This is a genomic window from Salinicoccus luteus DSM 17002, assembly GCF_000712035.1.
In the GTDB taxonomy this organism is placed as follows: Bacteria; Bacillota; Bacilli; order Staphylococcales; family Salinicoccaceae; genus Salinicoccus; species Salinicoccus luteus.
Map to the genome: position 1 here is coordinate 53,422 of NZ_JONV01000010.1, position 16,074 is coordinate 69,495.

Genomic DNA, 16,074 nt, shown 5'->3' on the forward strand with positions numbered 1-16,074 from the left:
TTGTATAATTGGGGGAAGGAGATGAACGTGATGAAAACCAAATATCTCGATAAGAGAGGATGGAGACGTCTCCTCCGATCTGACTACAAGGAAAAAATCATCCACCATGACGGTGAGGAAATGCTGGTCGGACTGCTCGACATCCATAAAGTGCGGTCTCCACTCACGGTGCCGATACTGGATAAGAAGGTCCGGGTATGTGATGACCACTATAAATGGCTGCAGATTATGCCGAGGGATGGGAATTACAGTCTTACTGTCATGTACGATGACAATGATCATGTGCTGCAGTACTACTTTGATATCAATGTCGAACATATACTGGAGCTTGGTAATGCCAGGCGGAAGGATATCTATCTGGATGTGCTCGCCCTGCCGGACGGACGCTATGAACTCGTTGATGAGCGGGATATAAAACGGGCGGTCAAAAGAGGGCATATCACTGAGGATCAGCGCGACTATGCCTATTCGGTCGCGAATCAGGTGATGCAGGAGCTTGAAGTGGATTTCAACCGCTTCAGGCGTCTTGCGGAACACTGCAAAAAAACAATCGACCAGTAGAAAAGCAGTAAGGGGAAGAAGTCCCCTTACTGCTTTTGTTTAAGTGGTCATATAGTCTCCACCGTTGACATGGATGACCTGGCCGGTCATATAGCTTGAATCATTGGATGCGAGCATCACATAGCTTGGGGCAAGTTCGCTTGGCTGGCCGCGACGCCCGAGTGGCGTGTCCCCGCCATGCTGTTCGACTTTCTCTGCATCGAATGTTGCCGGAATGAGCGGTGTATATATCGGTCCGGGAGCGACGCCATTGACACGGATGCCTTTTGAGGCAAGGTTGCCTGCCAGGGAGCGTGTAAATGAGGTGATGGCTCCGTTTGTCGCCGAATACTCGATGAGTCCAGGTGACCCCCTATAGGCCGTGACACTCGTCGTGTTGACGATTGCATCCCCTTTGTCCAGATATGGCAGCGCTGCCTGGGACATGAAGATGATGCCGTAGATGTTCGTCTCAAAAGTCTCCCTGATCTGGTCTTCACTGATATCGAGGAAATCCTCTGTTGGGTACTGGACGCCTGCATGATTGACCAGCACGTTCAGTTTGCCGAAGTTGTCTATCGTGAACTTGACGAGATCCTCACATTCCGATTTCTTTTTGACATCGAATGCGTAGGTTTCACATTTGACACCATAGGACTCGACGGCTTCCTTCGTCTTGTCTGCATCGTCATGTTCGTCGAGGTAGGCAATGACCATATTGGCGCCTTCCTTGGCATAAGCCACGGCAACAGCGCGTCCGATGCCGGAGTCGCCTCCGGTGATGATGGCAACCTTGTCCTTCAGTTTACCGCTGCCTTTATAGTAGTCATCATCGAATATCGGTTTTGGATCCATCTCCTTCTCAACACCGGGTTGGCGGTCCAGGGTATACCCTTCAACCGCTTCATCAACTTTCTCATGCTTATTCTTTTCAGTCATGGTAGTGTTGCCTCCTATTACAATGATTTAATCAATAGGCATATACCCAAAGCGCAGCCTTCCTACACTTATTTGAAATCAAGGATTGTGCAAATGTTTATTTATGATAAGATTTTCTTATTGATGAAAGGATGTTGAATGAATGAAAGTCGATGATTATAAGCTGCTTGTCACACTGGATGAGACCAGGACGCTGCGGCGTGCTGCAGAAAAGCTTTTCATATCCCAGCCGGCTGTGAGTCAGCGCCTGAAATCCATTGAAGATGAGTGGGGAGTAAAGATATTTGTCCGGACCAAGAAGGAATTGTATGTGACGGGGGAAGGGGAGAAGATCATTGAGCACGCCCGCAGCGTAGTGGAGCGTGAATCCCTGGTCAAAGAATACATACGCATCAACCAGAATTCCATACAGGGGAATCTTTCCATAGGCGTCTCCTCCCTGATCGGACACACCATACTCCCCGAAATACTGGCCCAGTACCTGAAGCTCTATCCGAATGTGAACATCAAAATCAAAGTCGGTTCATCCCAGCAGATCATCAACGAACAGAATGATTTCCATATATGCATCGTGCGGGGCAACCGGATACTGAACAAGCAGAATGAACTGCTGTTTGTAGACCGCCATTATCTGGTGACGCCGAAAACGACGGATGATGAAAAGCGGCTTCCCATTATAGAATTTCAGGCGGATCCGATCTACATCAGTGAAATCGAACAGTTTTTCGAGCGGCGGTTCAACCGCAAATACGATTCACAGATCAAGGTGGACCAGATTGCAACCTGCCGTGCCTTGCTGCTCGAGGGCATCGGTATGACCGTACTGCCTGAAATTGTGGTGGAGGGCTTCGACAGTGCCCAATTCAATATCGACGAAGTGCTTTATGAAGACCGTCCAATCACCCGTGATACTTATATCGCCTTTGACAGGAGTGTGCTCGAACTGCCCCAGGTAAAGGCATTCCTGACACTGGTGCGGACATTCGTCAATGCAAACTAGAATTTAAAAATGTATAGAAAGAATGGTTAAGATAATGCGCAAACTCTTTCACATCCAGAACTACCGGCTCTTCCTGCTCAACATGACACTGCTGGGCATGGCTGTATCGCTCACCGCCCCTTTCCTCGTCATCTTCATGACGGAGACGCACGGCATGCCGACCGCCACATACGGCCTGTTCATGGCAACGGTTGCCGTAGGCAGTTTCATGATGAACACTTTCATCGGAAGGAAAAGCGACCGCCTGGCATTCGACCGCAAGTATCTCATCATCGGTGCCCTGGTGATGATGGTCATCGCTTTTTCAAGCTATCTCATAATTGGCAATGTCTGGCTTCTGGCCCTGTCCTACATCCTATTCGCATCACTCGGTGCGCCTGCAATGCCGCAGCTCTATGCCTCGGCGCGGGAATCGATCAACGCCTACAGATCGAGTATCGCAGTGCTTGCGAATACCGTGCTCAGATCCATGTTCTCCTTCGGTTTCCTGTTTGGTCCGCTGATCGGTTCCGTGCTGATTGGCATCTATGGTTTCGATGGTCTCTTTACGGGTACTGTGATCATGTTCATCGTTGTCCTCGGTCTGTCTTTCCTGATCCGTCCTGCAGAGAAGAAGGTTGTGCCCCAGAGTGCTGTTGATATAAAAAGCTATGAGGAGAAGATTGCGCCCAATCTGTTCAGGACGCCTGCTTTGCTGCTGCCATTTATAGCGTTTACGATGCTGTATGTGGGACAATGGATGTATCTCCTCAACATGCCGCTCTATGTGACGAACCATCTTGGAGAAGGGGAGCGGGGTGTGGGCATACTGTCCAGCCTATGTGCCGGCTTGGAGGTGCCTTTCATGATTTTCATGGGGATGATCGCAGGGAGGGTCAGTTCCAAATCACTTCTGATACTCGGTGCTTTTCTCGGCAGCCTCTACTTCGCATCGATCGGCATCTTCAATGATTTTACAGTGATGGTAATCGGGCAGCTGCCGCTGGCGATATTCCTCGCCGTGCTGCTCGGTCTCGGCATCAGCTATTTCCAGGATCTGCTTCCGGATTTCCCGGGGTATGCATCGACGCTTTTCGCCAATGCCATGATCATCGGGCAGCTGCTGGGCAATCTGCTTGGTGGAATGGCCAGTGATGTTGTAGGATTGGAGTACTCATTCTTTGTATCGGGAGCGTTCGTATTTGCAGCGTTCGTATTGTTCTTCTTTACTAGAAGTGAAATCAGGAAAGGGGAAATATAATGGAAATCATATGGTGGCTCATCGTCATCGCTTCATTCATCATCGGATTTTTGGGGCTGGTCTTTCCGGTCGTACCGTCCGTATTGATGTTCTGGCTCGGTTTTCTCGTCTACCACTTTGCAGTCAACAGCGAGACCCTGTCATGGATGTTCTGGCTCATCGTCTTCGTTCTGACGGTCCTGGTCCTTTTCAGCGACTTTATCGCAAACAGTTATTTCGTCAAAAAATATGGCGGCACCAAACGCGGGGAATACGCCGCAATCGTCGGCGTGATCATCGGGATGTTCCTGTACCCGCCGTTCGGCATCATCTTCGTTCCATTCGTGCTGGTACTGATTGTAGAAGCGCTGAATTCAAAGGACTTCAACCAGGCACTGAAGGCTTCGGTCGGTTCACTGCTCGCCTTCTTATCCAGCGCCGTATTCAATGCAGTCGTCTATGTATTGATGGTGGCATGGTTCCTGCTCGATGCACTCGTGTTCTAGACGTAAATAAAGCTCCCTCATCTTGAGGGAGCTTTATTTTATTTCTGTATTTATTTCCGTGCCTTTTCCACTTCTTTTTGCGTACTCTGGTTATCCGTGCCTTCTTCATCAAGGCTTTTGCGCACATCCGTCATATTGTACTTCGGTTTGTGCTTGCCCTGCTGAATATCCAGTGCATAGTGGCAGGCCACGCTGTGTTTGCCTTTGTAGATTTCATCCTTCTCTTCCAGTTCCGGAACCACGTCACGGCATTTATCCGTGGCGAAGGGACACCTTGTATGGAAACGGCAGCCTGTCGGCGGATCGATCGGGGAAGGGACGTCCCCACGCAGGAAGATCCGCTCCGATTTCTTCTTCGGATCCGGCACCGGTATCGCAGAAAGCAGTGCTTTCGTATAAGGGTGCTGCGGGTTCTCGAAGATGCTCTTCGTATCACCGATCTCGACGATCTTGCCCAGATACATCACGATGATGCGGTCCGATATGTGGCGCACGACACCGAGGTCATGGGCGATGAAGAGGTATGTCAGCCCCATTTCACGCTGGAGCCGTTTGAGCAGGTTCAATACCTGTGCCTGAATGGATACATCAAGGGCACTTACGGCTTCATCACAGATGATGAGCTTTGGGTTGACCGACAGTGCACGGGCAATGCCGATACGCTGCCTCTGTCCGCCGGAGAACTCGTGGGGGAAGCGGTCGATCTGGTGCTTTTGGAGCCCGACCGTTTCCATAAGTTCAATGATGCGGTCGTTGCGCTCCTTCTTTGGAACGATATTATGGATGTCCATGGCTTCGTTAAGCGTCTGACGAACAGTCTTACGCGGGTTCAGGGAGGCATATGGATCCTGGAAGATGATCTGCATTTCACTTCTCATGCTGCGCATTTCAGAAGCATTCTTGCCGAGCACATCCTTGCCATCGAATTCGATTTTACCTTCGGTCGGTTCATCAAGCCTGAGGATGGCGCGTCCTGTAGTGGATTTTCCACAGCCGGATTCCCCAACTACGGAGACCGTTTCGCCCCTGCCGATCGTGAAAGAGATGTCATCGACCGCCTTGACATTATTTACGGTGCGTCCCAAAAGTCCGCCTTTGATCGGGAAATATTGTTTAAGGTTCTCTACTTTAAGTAGTGGATTCTCTGTCATAGACTTTTACTCCCTTCTCGCCGTCCCATTCTTCAGTGTAGATCCAGCATCTTACATCATTGCCGTCTTCCTGGGTTTCGAGTCCGGGCAGCTTGCTGCATATATCGGATGCGTGCGGACAACGCGGTGCGAACCGGCACCCCGTCGGCATTTCATCCGGTGCAGGAACGTTCCCTTTGATTGGAACGAGTTCATCCTGATCGACATCATGGCGCGGCAGTGAATTGAGCAGCCCTACGGTATAGGGATGTTTCGGGTTCGCGAACAATGTTTCCACATCTGCATACTCAACCACCTTGCCACAGTACATGACGGCGACATAGTCGCATGTTTCAGCCACGACACCAAGGTCATGTGTGATCATGACGACGCTCATGCCGATTTCGTCCTGAAGCTCCTTGATCAGTTCGAGGATCTGAGCCTGGATGGTAACGTCGAGTGCTGTAGTCGGCTCATCCGCGATGAGCAGCTCCGGTTTGCAGGCCAGTGCCATGGCGATCATGACACGCTGCCTCATGCCGCCCGAAAGTTCGTATGGATACTGGTTGATGCGCTTTTCAGGGGAGGGGATGCCGACGAGTTCGAGCATTTCGATGGCCCGTTTCGTCCCTTCCTTCTTGCCAAGTCCCTCGTGGATCTTATAGGACTCCCTGAGCTGCTGGCCGATTGTATATACAGGGTTGAGTGAAGTCATCGGCTCCTGGAAGATCATGGAGATTTCATTGCCACGGATATCCCTCATCCTGGAGTTTTTGGCCTTCGTAAGCTCCTCACCCTTGAAGTTGATGCTGCCGCCGACGATCTTTCCGGGGTTCTCGATGAGCTGAAGTATGGACAGGGCACTGATGCTCTTGCCCGAACCCGATTCGCCGACGATGCCAAGTGTCTTTCCTTTGGGCACCTGGAATGTCACCCCATCGACCGCTTTTATTTCATTTCCTTCGACAAAGAAGGAAGTTCTGAGATCATTTATATCAAGAATATTTTCTGACACATGTGTCACTCCTAACTTAGTTTAGGTCAATCCGCTTGTTCAGGAACCTGTAGGAAATATCGACTGCCAGATTTACAAGAACGAAGGTGACGGCAATGACCAGGATGGCCCCTTGGACAACCGGGAAGTCACGCTGCAGAATGGAATCGATGATCAGACGGCCGAGACCGTTGATGGCGAATACACTCTCGGTGAGGACGGATCCTGCAAGGAAGTAGCCGAATTGAAGACCGATTACAGTCACGACCGGAATCATCGCATTCTTGAGCGCATGCCTGAATATGACGACACGCTCCTTGACGCCCTTTGCCCTGGCTGTACGTATATAGTCCTGTGAGATGACATCGAGCATGCTGCTCCTTGTCATACGTGCAATGATTGCGGCACCGGCAGTACCCAGTGCGATGACCGGGAGAACAATCTGGTCGGGGTCTCCCCAGCCTGTCGGTGAGAACCAGCCCAGGTTGATGGAGAACCACTGGATGAGCATAAGGCCGAGCCAGAAGTTCGGCATGGACAGCCCGAAGAGGGCAACAATCATGATGACAACGTCAGAGATTGTGTACTGGCGTACCGCTGAAACGATGCCCGCCAGCAGTCCAAGCACTATCGCGAAAATCATGGAGTATACGGAAAGCTCCAATGTAATCAGGAACCTTGACTGGACATGGTCGAATACCGGGATGTTGTCCCGGATGGATGTACCAAGATCCAGCTGCAGGGCATTGCCCAGGAAGTTGAAATACTGTATATGAAGCGGGTCGTTCAGACCCAGGCGTTCTTCGATTGCCTGTACTGTTGCCTGAGGGGCACTTTCTCCTGCCATAATAACCGCTGGGTTACCCGGAGTGAGGTGCATCAGACTGAATACGAGAATTGTCACCCCAATGAGAACGGGGATGGCCTGTAGCAGCCTACGAATAATAAAAGTAGTCATATGATGCCTCCTATTTTTTGAATTTCGGATCGAGTGCGTCTCTCAATCCGTCTCCGAATAAGTTGAATGCGAGTACGACGATGACGATCATCATGCCAGGGAAGAATGTGATATGTCCCGCCTGGTACATGTAGTTCCTTCCGTCATTGAGCATGGCACCCCATTCAGGTGTCGGCGGCTGTACGCCGAGGCCGAGGAATGAAAGGCCGGCTGCGGAAAGGATGGCTGTAGCGATGAACAGAGTCGTATTTACGATGATTGGGGACATGATGTTCGGCAATATGTGCTGGAAGATGATCTTGCCATCACGTGCACCGAGGGCACGGATTGCATCGACATATTCCAGTTTCTTTGTTGTAAGGGTTGAACCGCGGACGATCCGGGCAAACTGAGGTACGGCCCCGATCGCAATGGCAATGGTTACGTTTATTGTGCTGCCGCCGAGTACGCTGACGATCGCAAGCGCAAGCAGGATGCCCGGGAAAGCGAGTAGAACATCCATGAGCCTCATGATGATCGTATCAAGCCATCCGCCGTAATAACCGGCGAGGATTCCAAGTGGTACACCCACAAGGCCGGCAAGGAAAGTCGCTGCAAACCCTACCCCTAATGTTATGTACATACCGTGGATTATTCTGATGAAGATGTCCCTGCCGAGATGATCCGTACCGAACCAGTGGGCGGCTGAAGGACCTTCCAATTTTTCTGTCAGACTGGTTGCATTTGAACTGATTCCTGTAAAGCCGTAGTTTGCATCGAGTGCACCGAAAATCGATACAATGAAGAAGAAAACAAGTATATAAAAACCGATGAGGGCTGATTTGTTCTTCTTCAGGCGCTTATAGAAATCCTTCATGCTTTTAACCCGTGGATTGACCGGTTTGGTATCCCGGATTCTTTCTTTGGATGCAACTGCCATGAATTGACCTCCTAATAATTCTGATTGAATTTTATGACAAATCCTTGAATTGCTTCTTATAATGATACAGTCATAAAGTGAATTTTTCAATATTTTAAAGAAATAAATGAAAGGGCTTTCATGTATTTATCAAGAAAAATTCTTAAAATTGTGTAAAATGACTCATTTAATTTAATATTTTGCGTTTAAATCTGTTTGAAAGATATGTATATTTGATGTAACTGTCAAAATTCTGTATATTCAATCAATTTAATTATTTTAAATGTGTACATTACATTGGATTTAAGGGGCAGACTAAACTTGGCTGGAGTAATTTTGATAGAGGTCTGACAGGGGGCAGTAAAAACTGTATTGAACATCCTCTTAATCTAGTGTACTATTACCTCTATAAAACCTGTTTGTTAAGTATGGATTAAATAGATAAACAGAAGGTGGAAGGCGGGATTTGATGAAGAGATTTATGGGGATGTTCATGCTTGGGTTGTTCCTCGTTCTGTCGGCATGTACGGACGACAGTGATGTTGAGCCGGAATCGGATTCAGACGAAGGGGCAGCTGAGAGCGGGGGAGACCTTGTCATTTCCACTGCAAGTGACCTTGTATCCCTGGATCCCCACGGCAGTAATGATCTGCCTTCGGATAAAGTGAGGAATACGATCTACGATGGACTGGTTGCACACAATGATGAACTCGGCATTGAACCGCTTCTGGCTTCCGATTGGGAGCAGACGGATGACACGACATGGGTGTTCAATCTGAGGGAGGATGTCACATTCCACGATGGCAGTGCATTCAATGCTGAAGTAGTAAAAGCGAACCTGGATCGTATACTCGATCCGGCAATCGCATCCCCCCGCGTGAATATCTTCGAAATGATTGAAGAAGTCAATGTTCTGGATGAACACCGGGTGGAAATCGTCACTGCCTATCCATTTGCGCCGATGCTGAACCATCTCGCCCATGACGGCGGCGGAATGATCAGCAAGGAAGTCATCGATGAGGATTATCAATATGCAATTGAAGAGGCTGGCCTTGATATGACAGTTGAGGAGTTATATGAAATGCGCGAATCGGACCCTGAAGCATATGAGGGCGTATCCGATGACATCTCCGAAAACCTGCATGCGATTGTTGAACAGAATCCGGTAGGAACGGGCTATCTCATGTTTGTGGACAGAACCCCCGGCGAACGTACGGAACTCGCAAGATTCGATGATTTCCTGGAGGAGCCTGCCAAACTTGATACTGTCACATTCAAAGTGGTTTCCGAGACGGGCTCGAGAATTGCCGAGCTTGAAACAGGTGATTCCCATGTAGTTGCCGGATTTGAGCCATCCAGTGTGGAAAGAATCGAAAACAATGAAGAAACAAACATGTATACACTCTATAATATCGCGATGGAATACATCGGCTTCAATACGTCGAAGGAACCACTCGATGACAGGCAGGTCAGGCAGGCGATTTCCCATATGGTGGATAAGGAAGCAGTCATCGATGGCATATACAGCAGTACGGGAAGGATCATGGACGGGCCACTGCAACCTGAAATCCTCGGCTACGACGAAAGCATCGAAGGGCTCGGGTATGATGTGGAACGGGCAAAAGAGCTCATGGCGGAAGCGGGTTATGAAGACGGATTCGAAATTTCAATCATCACCAATGACGCGCCGGAAAGGGTCGATCTCGCAGTATTCCTGCAGGAGCAGCTGAGAGAGATCAATATCGAAGCCACAGTGGACCAGTTGGAGTGGGGTGCGTACCTCGAGGCTGCCTCATCCGGTGATCATGAAATCTTTATACTGGGATGGCCGAACTCGACAGGCGATCCCGACAATGGACTCTGGCCCCTCTTCCATTCATCCATGACAGGCAATCAGGGAAACCGGTCTTTCTATGAGAACGATGCGGTTGACCAGCTTCTCGAAGAAGGCAGACGGACAACGGAAGAAAGCGAAAGAGCAGAGATCTACAGGGAGGTCCAGGAAGTGCTGGTCGACGAAGCACCGATGGTCTATCTGCGTCAGGCAGAAAGTATGAATGCATATAGGGATGAAGTGAATGATCTCTATATCGACCGGTTCAACAGGCCGGATTTCAGGAATGTGACATTGGAGCAATAGAAAAAGGATTGAGCTGGTTATGGCCGAAGGCGCCATACCCAGCTTTTATTTTTAATTTCCGAATAGTTACTATTGAATGAAAATTCCGTTTAATATAATATTGAAGCAAGCACTATGGGATGACGTGATAACAGAGGACGAACCGTGGAGCAGCATCCCGATACGAGGAGGAAATCCATGAAACACTTATTGAGAATACTACTGGGTCTGACCGTTCTTCTGCTCACTGCATGTACGGATGATAGTGATGTCGAGCCGGACGATGGCAAAAGTGGGAGTGCAGGTCAGGAGGCGGGCGGAGACTTCACAATAGCCACTGTGAATGATATCGTTTCCATGGATCCGCATGGCAGCAACGACCTGTCATCCGACCAGGTGAGGGACACAATCTATGAAGGACTGGTGACGCAGAACGACGAACTGGAAATCGAACCCCTCCTGGCAACCGACTGGGAGCAGACCGATGATACGACTTGGGTTTTCAACCTGCGGGAAGATGTCACTTTCCATGACGGCAGCGCATTCAATGCTGAGGGGGTGAAGGCGAATCTGGACCGTGTGCTCGACCCGGCAGTTGCATCTCCCCGTCTGAATATATTCGAAATGGTCGAAGAAGTGAATGTGCTGGACGAACATCAGGTTGAAATTGTAACCGCCTATCCATTTGCTCCGCTGCTGTCCCACCTGACGCATGATGGTGGAGGGATGATCAGCAAGGAGGTCATAGACGAAGATTATCAATATGCGCTGGATGAAGCGGAGAGCGGCATGTCACTGGAAGAGCTGTATGAACTGAGGGAAGCCGGTGGGTCCGGGTATGAAGAAGTTTCAAAAGAAATTTCAGAGCACCTGCGTACCATAGTGGAGCAGAAACCGACAGGTACAGGATATCTGCAGTTTGAAGAGAGGAACCCTGGTGAAAAGACGGTTCTTGCCAGGCACGATGAATATTGGCGGGAACCGGCAAAACTGGATACCGTCACATTCAAATATGTTGCTGAAACCGGCTCGCGCATAGCCGAGCTTGAAACCGGCGACTCCCATATGATCAATGGTTTTGAAGCTTCGAACATCGATCGGATTGAAAATAACGAGGAGACCCATATATATACATTCCATTCCATTTCAATGGAATACGTCGGGTTCAACAACCAAAAAGAGCCATTGGACGATAAAAGGGTCAGACAGGCGATTTCCCATGTATTTGACAAGGAAGAGGTCATCGATGGCATATTCGGCGGTACAGGACGGGCGCTGGAGGGCCCATTGCAGCCGGAGGTGCTCGGGTACGATGAAGATGTGCAAGGTCTCGGGCATGATGTCGATCGTGCGAAAGCGCTGATGAAAGAAGCAGGCCATGAAGATGGCTTTGAAATATCCATATTCACAAATGATCTCGCTGAGAGGGTGGATTTGGCAGTGTATCTCCAGGAGGCACTGCAGGAGATCAATATAGAAGCGACGGTGGAACAGTTCGAGTGGGCCACCTATCTGGAGACGATAAGCAACGGCGATCATGACCTCTTCATACTCGGCTGGCCGAATGCAACCGGTGACCCGGACCATGGGCTGTGGCCGCTCTACCATTCTTCGATGATGGGCGCCCAGGGCAACGGTTTCTTCTTTGAAAATGACGAGGTGGATTCACTTCTGGAAGCGGGCCGTATGGAGAGCGACGAAGAAGCGCGTGAAGAGATCTATCAGGAAGCACAAAGGGTGCTCATCGAAGAGGCACCGTCCATCTTCATGCGTCAGGCCGAAACGCTGATGGCATACCGGGACGAGGTCGAGGGACTGTATATTGACCGTTACAACAAGATCGACTTCAGGAATGTAACAATAGAGTAGCTGATTAATATCTCAAAGTTCAATCTTCCCCCTTGAACGCCTGTTGGCATCGAGGGGGCTTTTTTCTGCGAGTAAAAACATTTCAAAATCTCTCTTCGTCTGCAAAGGGGGTTCTTTGAATAAAGCAGAATTATTTTTTAAAGTTCAGAATATTCCTTATTGAAAGAATACTACAGCTGTTATAAAATGGTTTTACCCCAAAAAAGAGCTTACATATTTGGATGGGAGAGATTTTTCAAGAGGAGGAATAGGATGAGGAATTTTTGGAAGTTGATGCTGCTCAGTGTGTTTGTTCTCGTACTGGCAGCCTGTACAGATGACAGTGAGGTCGAACCTGAAGGGGGTGCCGAAGGGGAGTCGTCTTCCAGTGGGGGCGGTGAGATGGTTCTGGCATTTCCGAGTGATGCTGTATCCATGGATCCCCATGGCAGCAATGACGTGCCTTCCGAGCAGGTACGGGATACAATGTATGAGGGTCTCGTGACCCAGGATGAAAACTTGGAAATTGTGCCGGTTCTGGCTTCCGAATGGGAGCAGACGAGTGACACTACATGGGAATTCACCCTGCAGGAAGGTGTGACTTTCCACGATGGCAGTGAATTCAACGCTGAAGTTGTAGAGGCGAATTTCGACAGGTTGCTGGATACTGCAACGGCTTCGCCGAGGTCTTTCCTGCTTGAAATGGTGACGGAAGTGAATGTCATCGATGATTATACTGTTGAACTTGTAACGGAGTTCCCTTTCTCCCCACTGCTGAACAACCTGACGCATGGGGCGGGCAAGATGATCAGTAAAGATCTCATTGATGAGGACTATCAGAATGCGATTGATGAAGCAGGGCTCGATATGACACTTGAAGAGTATTACGAACTCCGTGAAGAGGGCGGGGATGAATATGAAGAAGCGGCCAATGCAATAGGCGGCGCCATCGGCACCGTGGTGGAGCAGAATCCTGTTGGTACAAACTACCTCCAATTTGAAAGCAGGAATCCGGGTGAGAATACCGAGCTAACTGCATATGAAGATTATTGGAATGGTGCTCCAACAATCGACGCAGCCACATTCAAGGTCGTTTCAGAAACGGGATCCAGGCTTGCAGAACTGGAGACGGGAGACTCCGACTTCATTGCACAGGTCGAGTCCAGCAACATTGAGCGTGTAGAGAGCAATGAGGATGTAACACTGGAAAGAACCGATTCAATGTCCATCGACTATATCGGTTTCCATACCCAGAAGGAGCCGTTTGATGATCCGAGAGTCAGACGAGCAATTACGCATGCATTCGACAAGGAAGCGGTACTCTCCGGAGTCTACAACGATTCAGGCAGACCTGCAGTCGGCCCTCTTGCACCTGGAATATTGGGTCACAGCGAGGACCTCGAAAGTCCGGCATATGACATGGACCGGGCAAGGGAACTGCTTGCAGAGGCTGGTCATGAGGATGGATTCGATATCAACCTGATGGTCAACGACGATAATCCAGAACGTGTGGATATGGCTGTATGGCTACAGGAATCATTGGCTGAACTCAACATCAATGTGAACATCGAACAGGTTGAATGGGGTGCGTATCTTGAGATGACGGGCAACGGTGAACATGACATGTTCATCCTTGGCTGGTCCAACTCGACAGGGGACCCGGATAATGGCATCTCACCACTATTCCATTCCGACATGGTCGGTGCTCCTGGTAACAGATCATTCTTCGAAAATGACGAACTCGATGCATTGCTGGATGAAGGAAAGCGTGAATCCGACCAGGAAGCGCGGGAGCAGATTTATCAGGATGCCCAGCAGCTTCTTGTGGACGAGGCTCCGGCAATCTTCGTCCGTCACTCGGAGAACCTCAATGCATACAATAACAATGTGGAAGGTATTGAAATCGACACCTACAATATTTTCGACCTTAGAAACGTCAATATCAACGACTAGAGTATTTTGTAGGCAAGTGAATTCATTTGAAAAGCGGAAAACACAGTTTGTGTTTTCCGTTTTTTATTCTTTCCATTATTTGAAAATGTGGGAAAATTCATCTTGAAGGCGCTTCCCTCTTCCTGTATCATGAAGTTGATTAAATCTTGCATTTAATTAAAAATTATTAGGAGGTCCAAAATGAAAAATTTAAAACTGCTTCTAATGTTGAGCCTGGTTTTAATTTTATCATTTGCGCTGGCTGCCTGTACGGATGACAGTGATGTCGATCCGGAGAGCGATTCTGCAGACGGCGGAGAAGAATCTTCAGGTGATACTGAAGGCGGAGAAGGTGGGGAAGGCGGAGATCTCGTCATTTCCGAGATGAGTGACATCGTCAGCCTGGATCCGCACGGCAACAATGACGTACCGTCAAGTAACGTACGTTCAAACATCTATGACACACTGACTGTTCTTGATGAGAACATGGAAGTTCAGCCTGGTCTGGCAACTGAATGGGAACAGCTGGATGACAATACATGGGAATTCACTCTCAAGGAAGGCGTTATGTTCCACGATGGTACTGAATTCAATGCTGAAGCTGTGGAAGCGAACCTGAAACGCATCACAGACCCGGCAATGGCATCACCACGTATGTTCCTGTATGAGATGATTACAGATGTTGAGCCGGTGGATGAATATACTGTCGAAATTACGACTGAATATCCATTTGCCCCGCTCCTTGCACACCTTGCACACGATGCAGGCGGCATGATGAGCAAAGATGTCATTGATGCAGACTATGAGCAGGCACTGTCCGGCTCTGGTGAAGAAATGACGCTTGAGGAGTACTACGAACTGCGTGATAATGGCGGAGAAGAGCATGAGGAAGTTGCAGACGCAATCTCTGGAAACATGGGGCAGCATGCTGCTGACAACGCAATCGGCACAGGTCCTTTCAAGGTACAGTCCCGCGCCGCTGGAGAGAACGTTGTACTCGAAAGGAATGAAGATTACCATGAAGATCCTGTATCACTCGATACGGTAACGTTCAAAGTGGTACCGGAAACGGCAGCACGTATCGCTGAGCTTGAAACTGGCGACAGCCATGTAGCAGGTGCAGTCGAGTCCAACAACATGGAGCGTGTGGACTCCCACGAAGAAACATATCTGGATAATACAGAATCACTTTCACTCTCATACATCGGCTTCAATGTTGAAAAGGAACCACTTGATGACCCACGTGTTCGTCAGGCGATCTCTTATGCCATCGACAGGGAAGCAATCATCGAGGGGGTATATGATGGTGTAGGCATCCCGGCAGAAGGGCCACTTGCTCCGGATGTATTCGGCTATGATGAAAGTGTCGAAGGCATCTCCTACGACATGGATCGTGCGAAGGAACTCATGGCGGAAGCTGGATATGAAGATGGCTTCTCCCTGGAAATCTGGACAAATGACAGCCCGCAGCGTATCGATACGGCAGTCTATCTGCAGGAATCCCTGCAGGAGCTCAACATCGAGTTGAATGTCGAGCAGCTTGAGTGGGGTGCGTATCTTGAAAGAACTGCACAGGGCGAGCATGACATGTTCGTTCTTGGATGGTCTACAGTAACAGGGGATGCGGACTACGGCATGTATCCACTGTTCCACTCTGAAATGCACGGGGATCCGGGCAACCGTTCCTTCCTGAGCAATGATGAACTGGACGCGCTGCTCGAAGAAGGACGTCAGGAGACTGACCCTGAAGCCCGTCAGGAAATCTACACTGAAGCGCAAGAAATGCTTGTGGACATCGCGCCTATGGCGTATATCCACCACCAGAACTACCTGACTGGTGTCCGTACAGATGTACAGAACTTCGAAGTGGATGCCCTCGGCATCTATCAGCTGGACGAAGTCACTCTAAGCGAATAGATACCGTCAACACCCCGGAAAACTCCGGGGTGTTTTTAAAATTTTCACGAATTCCATAAAGTGATATAATCGGT

General features: G+C 49.3%; 13 protein-coding genes. 8 read left to right on the forward strand and 5 right to left on the reverse strand.

The features are described from left to right. Window positions 1-30: 30 nt before the first annotated feature. Complete coding sequence (locus BO53_RS0108285; RefSeq protein ID WP_031547200.1) at window positions 31-561, forward strand: ribonuclease FAU-1 family protein; 531 nt, start codon at window positions 31-33, stop codon at window positions 559-561. A 39-nt stretch (window positions 562-600) separates the two neighbouring features. On the opposite strand, the gene BO53_RS0108290 is transcribed toward BO53_RS0108285, so the two are convergent. After that, window positions 601-1,479: an SDR family oxidoreductase gene (locus BO53_RS0108290; RefSeq protein WP_031547202.1), complete on the reverse strand. Its 879-nt coding sequence runs from the start codon at window positions 1,477-1,479 to the stop codon at window positions 601-603. Window positions 1,480-1,621: 142 nt separating this feature from the next. Between BO53_RS0108290 and BO53_RS0108295 the strand changes: the two genes are divergently transcribed. From BO53_RS0108295 to BO53_RS0108305, 3 genes are read left to right on the forward strand one after another with little or no spacing between them, the layout of a single operon-like run. Continuing rightward, window positions 1,622-2,479 carry a LysR family transcriptional regulator gene (locus BO53_RS0108295; protein WP_031547204.1) on the forward strand — a complete coding sequence of 286 codons (858 nt, stop codon included), beginning with the start codon at window positions 1,622-1,624 and terminating at the stop codon, window positions 2,477-2,479. A gap of 31 nt (window positions 2,480-2,510) precedes the next feature. Beyond that, window positions 2,511-3,719, forward strand: a complete 1,209-nt coding sequence (locus BO53_RS0108300) for an MFS transporter (protein WP_084184988.1) — start codon at window positions 2,511-2,513, stop codon at window positions 3,717-3,719. After that, window positions 3,719-4,204, forward strand: coding sequence for a DUF456 domain-containing protein (locus BO53_RS0108305; protein ID WP_031547208.1), 486 nt, complete (start codon window positions 3,719-3,721; stop codon window positions 4,202-4,204). The genes BO53_RS0108300 and BO53_RS0108305 overlap by 1 nt, the downstream gene beginning before the upstream one ends. A gap of 50 nt (window positions 4,205-4,254) precedes the next feature. Here BO53_RS0108305 and BO53_RS0108310 read toward each other — a convergent pair whose 3' ends face one another. The 4 genes from BO53_RS0108310 to BO53_RS0108325 are packed head-to-tail and all read right to left on the reverse strand — an operon-like array spanning window position 4,255 to window position 8,205. After that, complete coding sequence (locus BO53_RS0108310) at window positions 4,255-5,355, reverse strand: ABC transporter ATP-binding protein (RefSeq protein ID WP_031547209.1); 1,101 nt, start codon at window positions 5,353-5,355, stop codon at window positions 4,255-4,257. Further along, on the reverse strand, window positions 5,333-6,349 hold the full coding sequence (locus BO53_RS0108315) for an ABC transporter ATP-binding protein (protein WP_031547210.1): 1,017 nt from the start codon (window positions 6,347-6,349) through the stop codon (window positions 5,333-5,335). Before BO53_RS0108315 ends, BO53_RS0108310 begins: the two co-directional genes overlap by 23 nt. A gap of 16 nt (window positions 6,350-6,365) precedes the next feature. Next, window positions 6,366-7,286, reverse strand: coding sequence for an ABC transporter permease (locus tag BO53_RS0108320; RefSeq protein WP_031547211.1), 921 nt, complete (start codon window positions 7,284-7,286; stop codon window positions 6,366-6,368). Between the two features lie 10 nt (window positions 7,287-7,296). Continuing rightward, window positions 7,297-8,205: an ABC transporter permease gene (locus BO53_RS0108325; RefSeq protein ID WP_031547212.1), complete on the reverse strand. Its 909-nt coding sequence runs from the start codon at window positions 8,203-8,205 to the stop codon at window positions 7,297-7,299. A gap of 448 nt (window positions 8,206-8,653) precedes the next feature. Here BO53_RS0108325 and BO53_RS0108330 point away from each other — a divergent pair, with 448 nt between their 5' ends. The 4 genes from BO53_RS0108330 to BO53_RS0108345 all read left to right on the forward strand — a co-directional run bounded on the left by BO53_RS0108330 (window position 8,654) and on the right by BO53_RS0108345 (window position 16,000). After that, the gene (locus tag BO53_RS0108330; protein WP_037342061.1) at window positions 8,654-10,324 is read left to right on the forward strand and encodes a glutathione ABC transporter substrate-binding protein; all 1,671 of its coding nucleotides are present in this window, start codon (window positions 8,654-8,656) and stop codon (window positions 10,322-10,324) included. Window positions 10,325-10,501: 177 nt separating this feature from the next. Continuing rightward, on the forward strand, window positions 10,502-12,172 hold the full coding sequence (locus BO53_RS0108335; protein WP_031547216.1) for a glutathione ABC transporter substrate-binding protein: 1,671 nt from the start codon (window positions 10,502-10,504) through the stop codon (window positions 12,170-12,172). Window positions 12,173-12,424: 252 nt separating this feature from the next. Then, entirely contained in the window at window positions 12,425-14,104 is a 1,680-nt protein-coding gene (locus BO53_RS0108340; RefSeq protein ID WP_031547219.1) for a glutathione ABC transporter substrate-binding protein, read from the forward strand. A 180-nt stretch (window positions 14,105-14,284) separates the two neighbouring features. Further along, complete coding sequence (locus BO53_RS0108345; RefSeq protein WP_031547221.1) at window positions 14,285-16,000, forward strand: glutathione ABC transporter substrate-binding protein; 1,716 nt, start codon at window positions 14,285-14,287, stop codon at window positions 15,998-16,000. Window positions 16,001-16,074 lie beyond the last annotated feature (74 nt).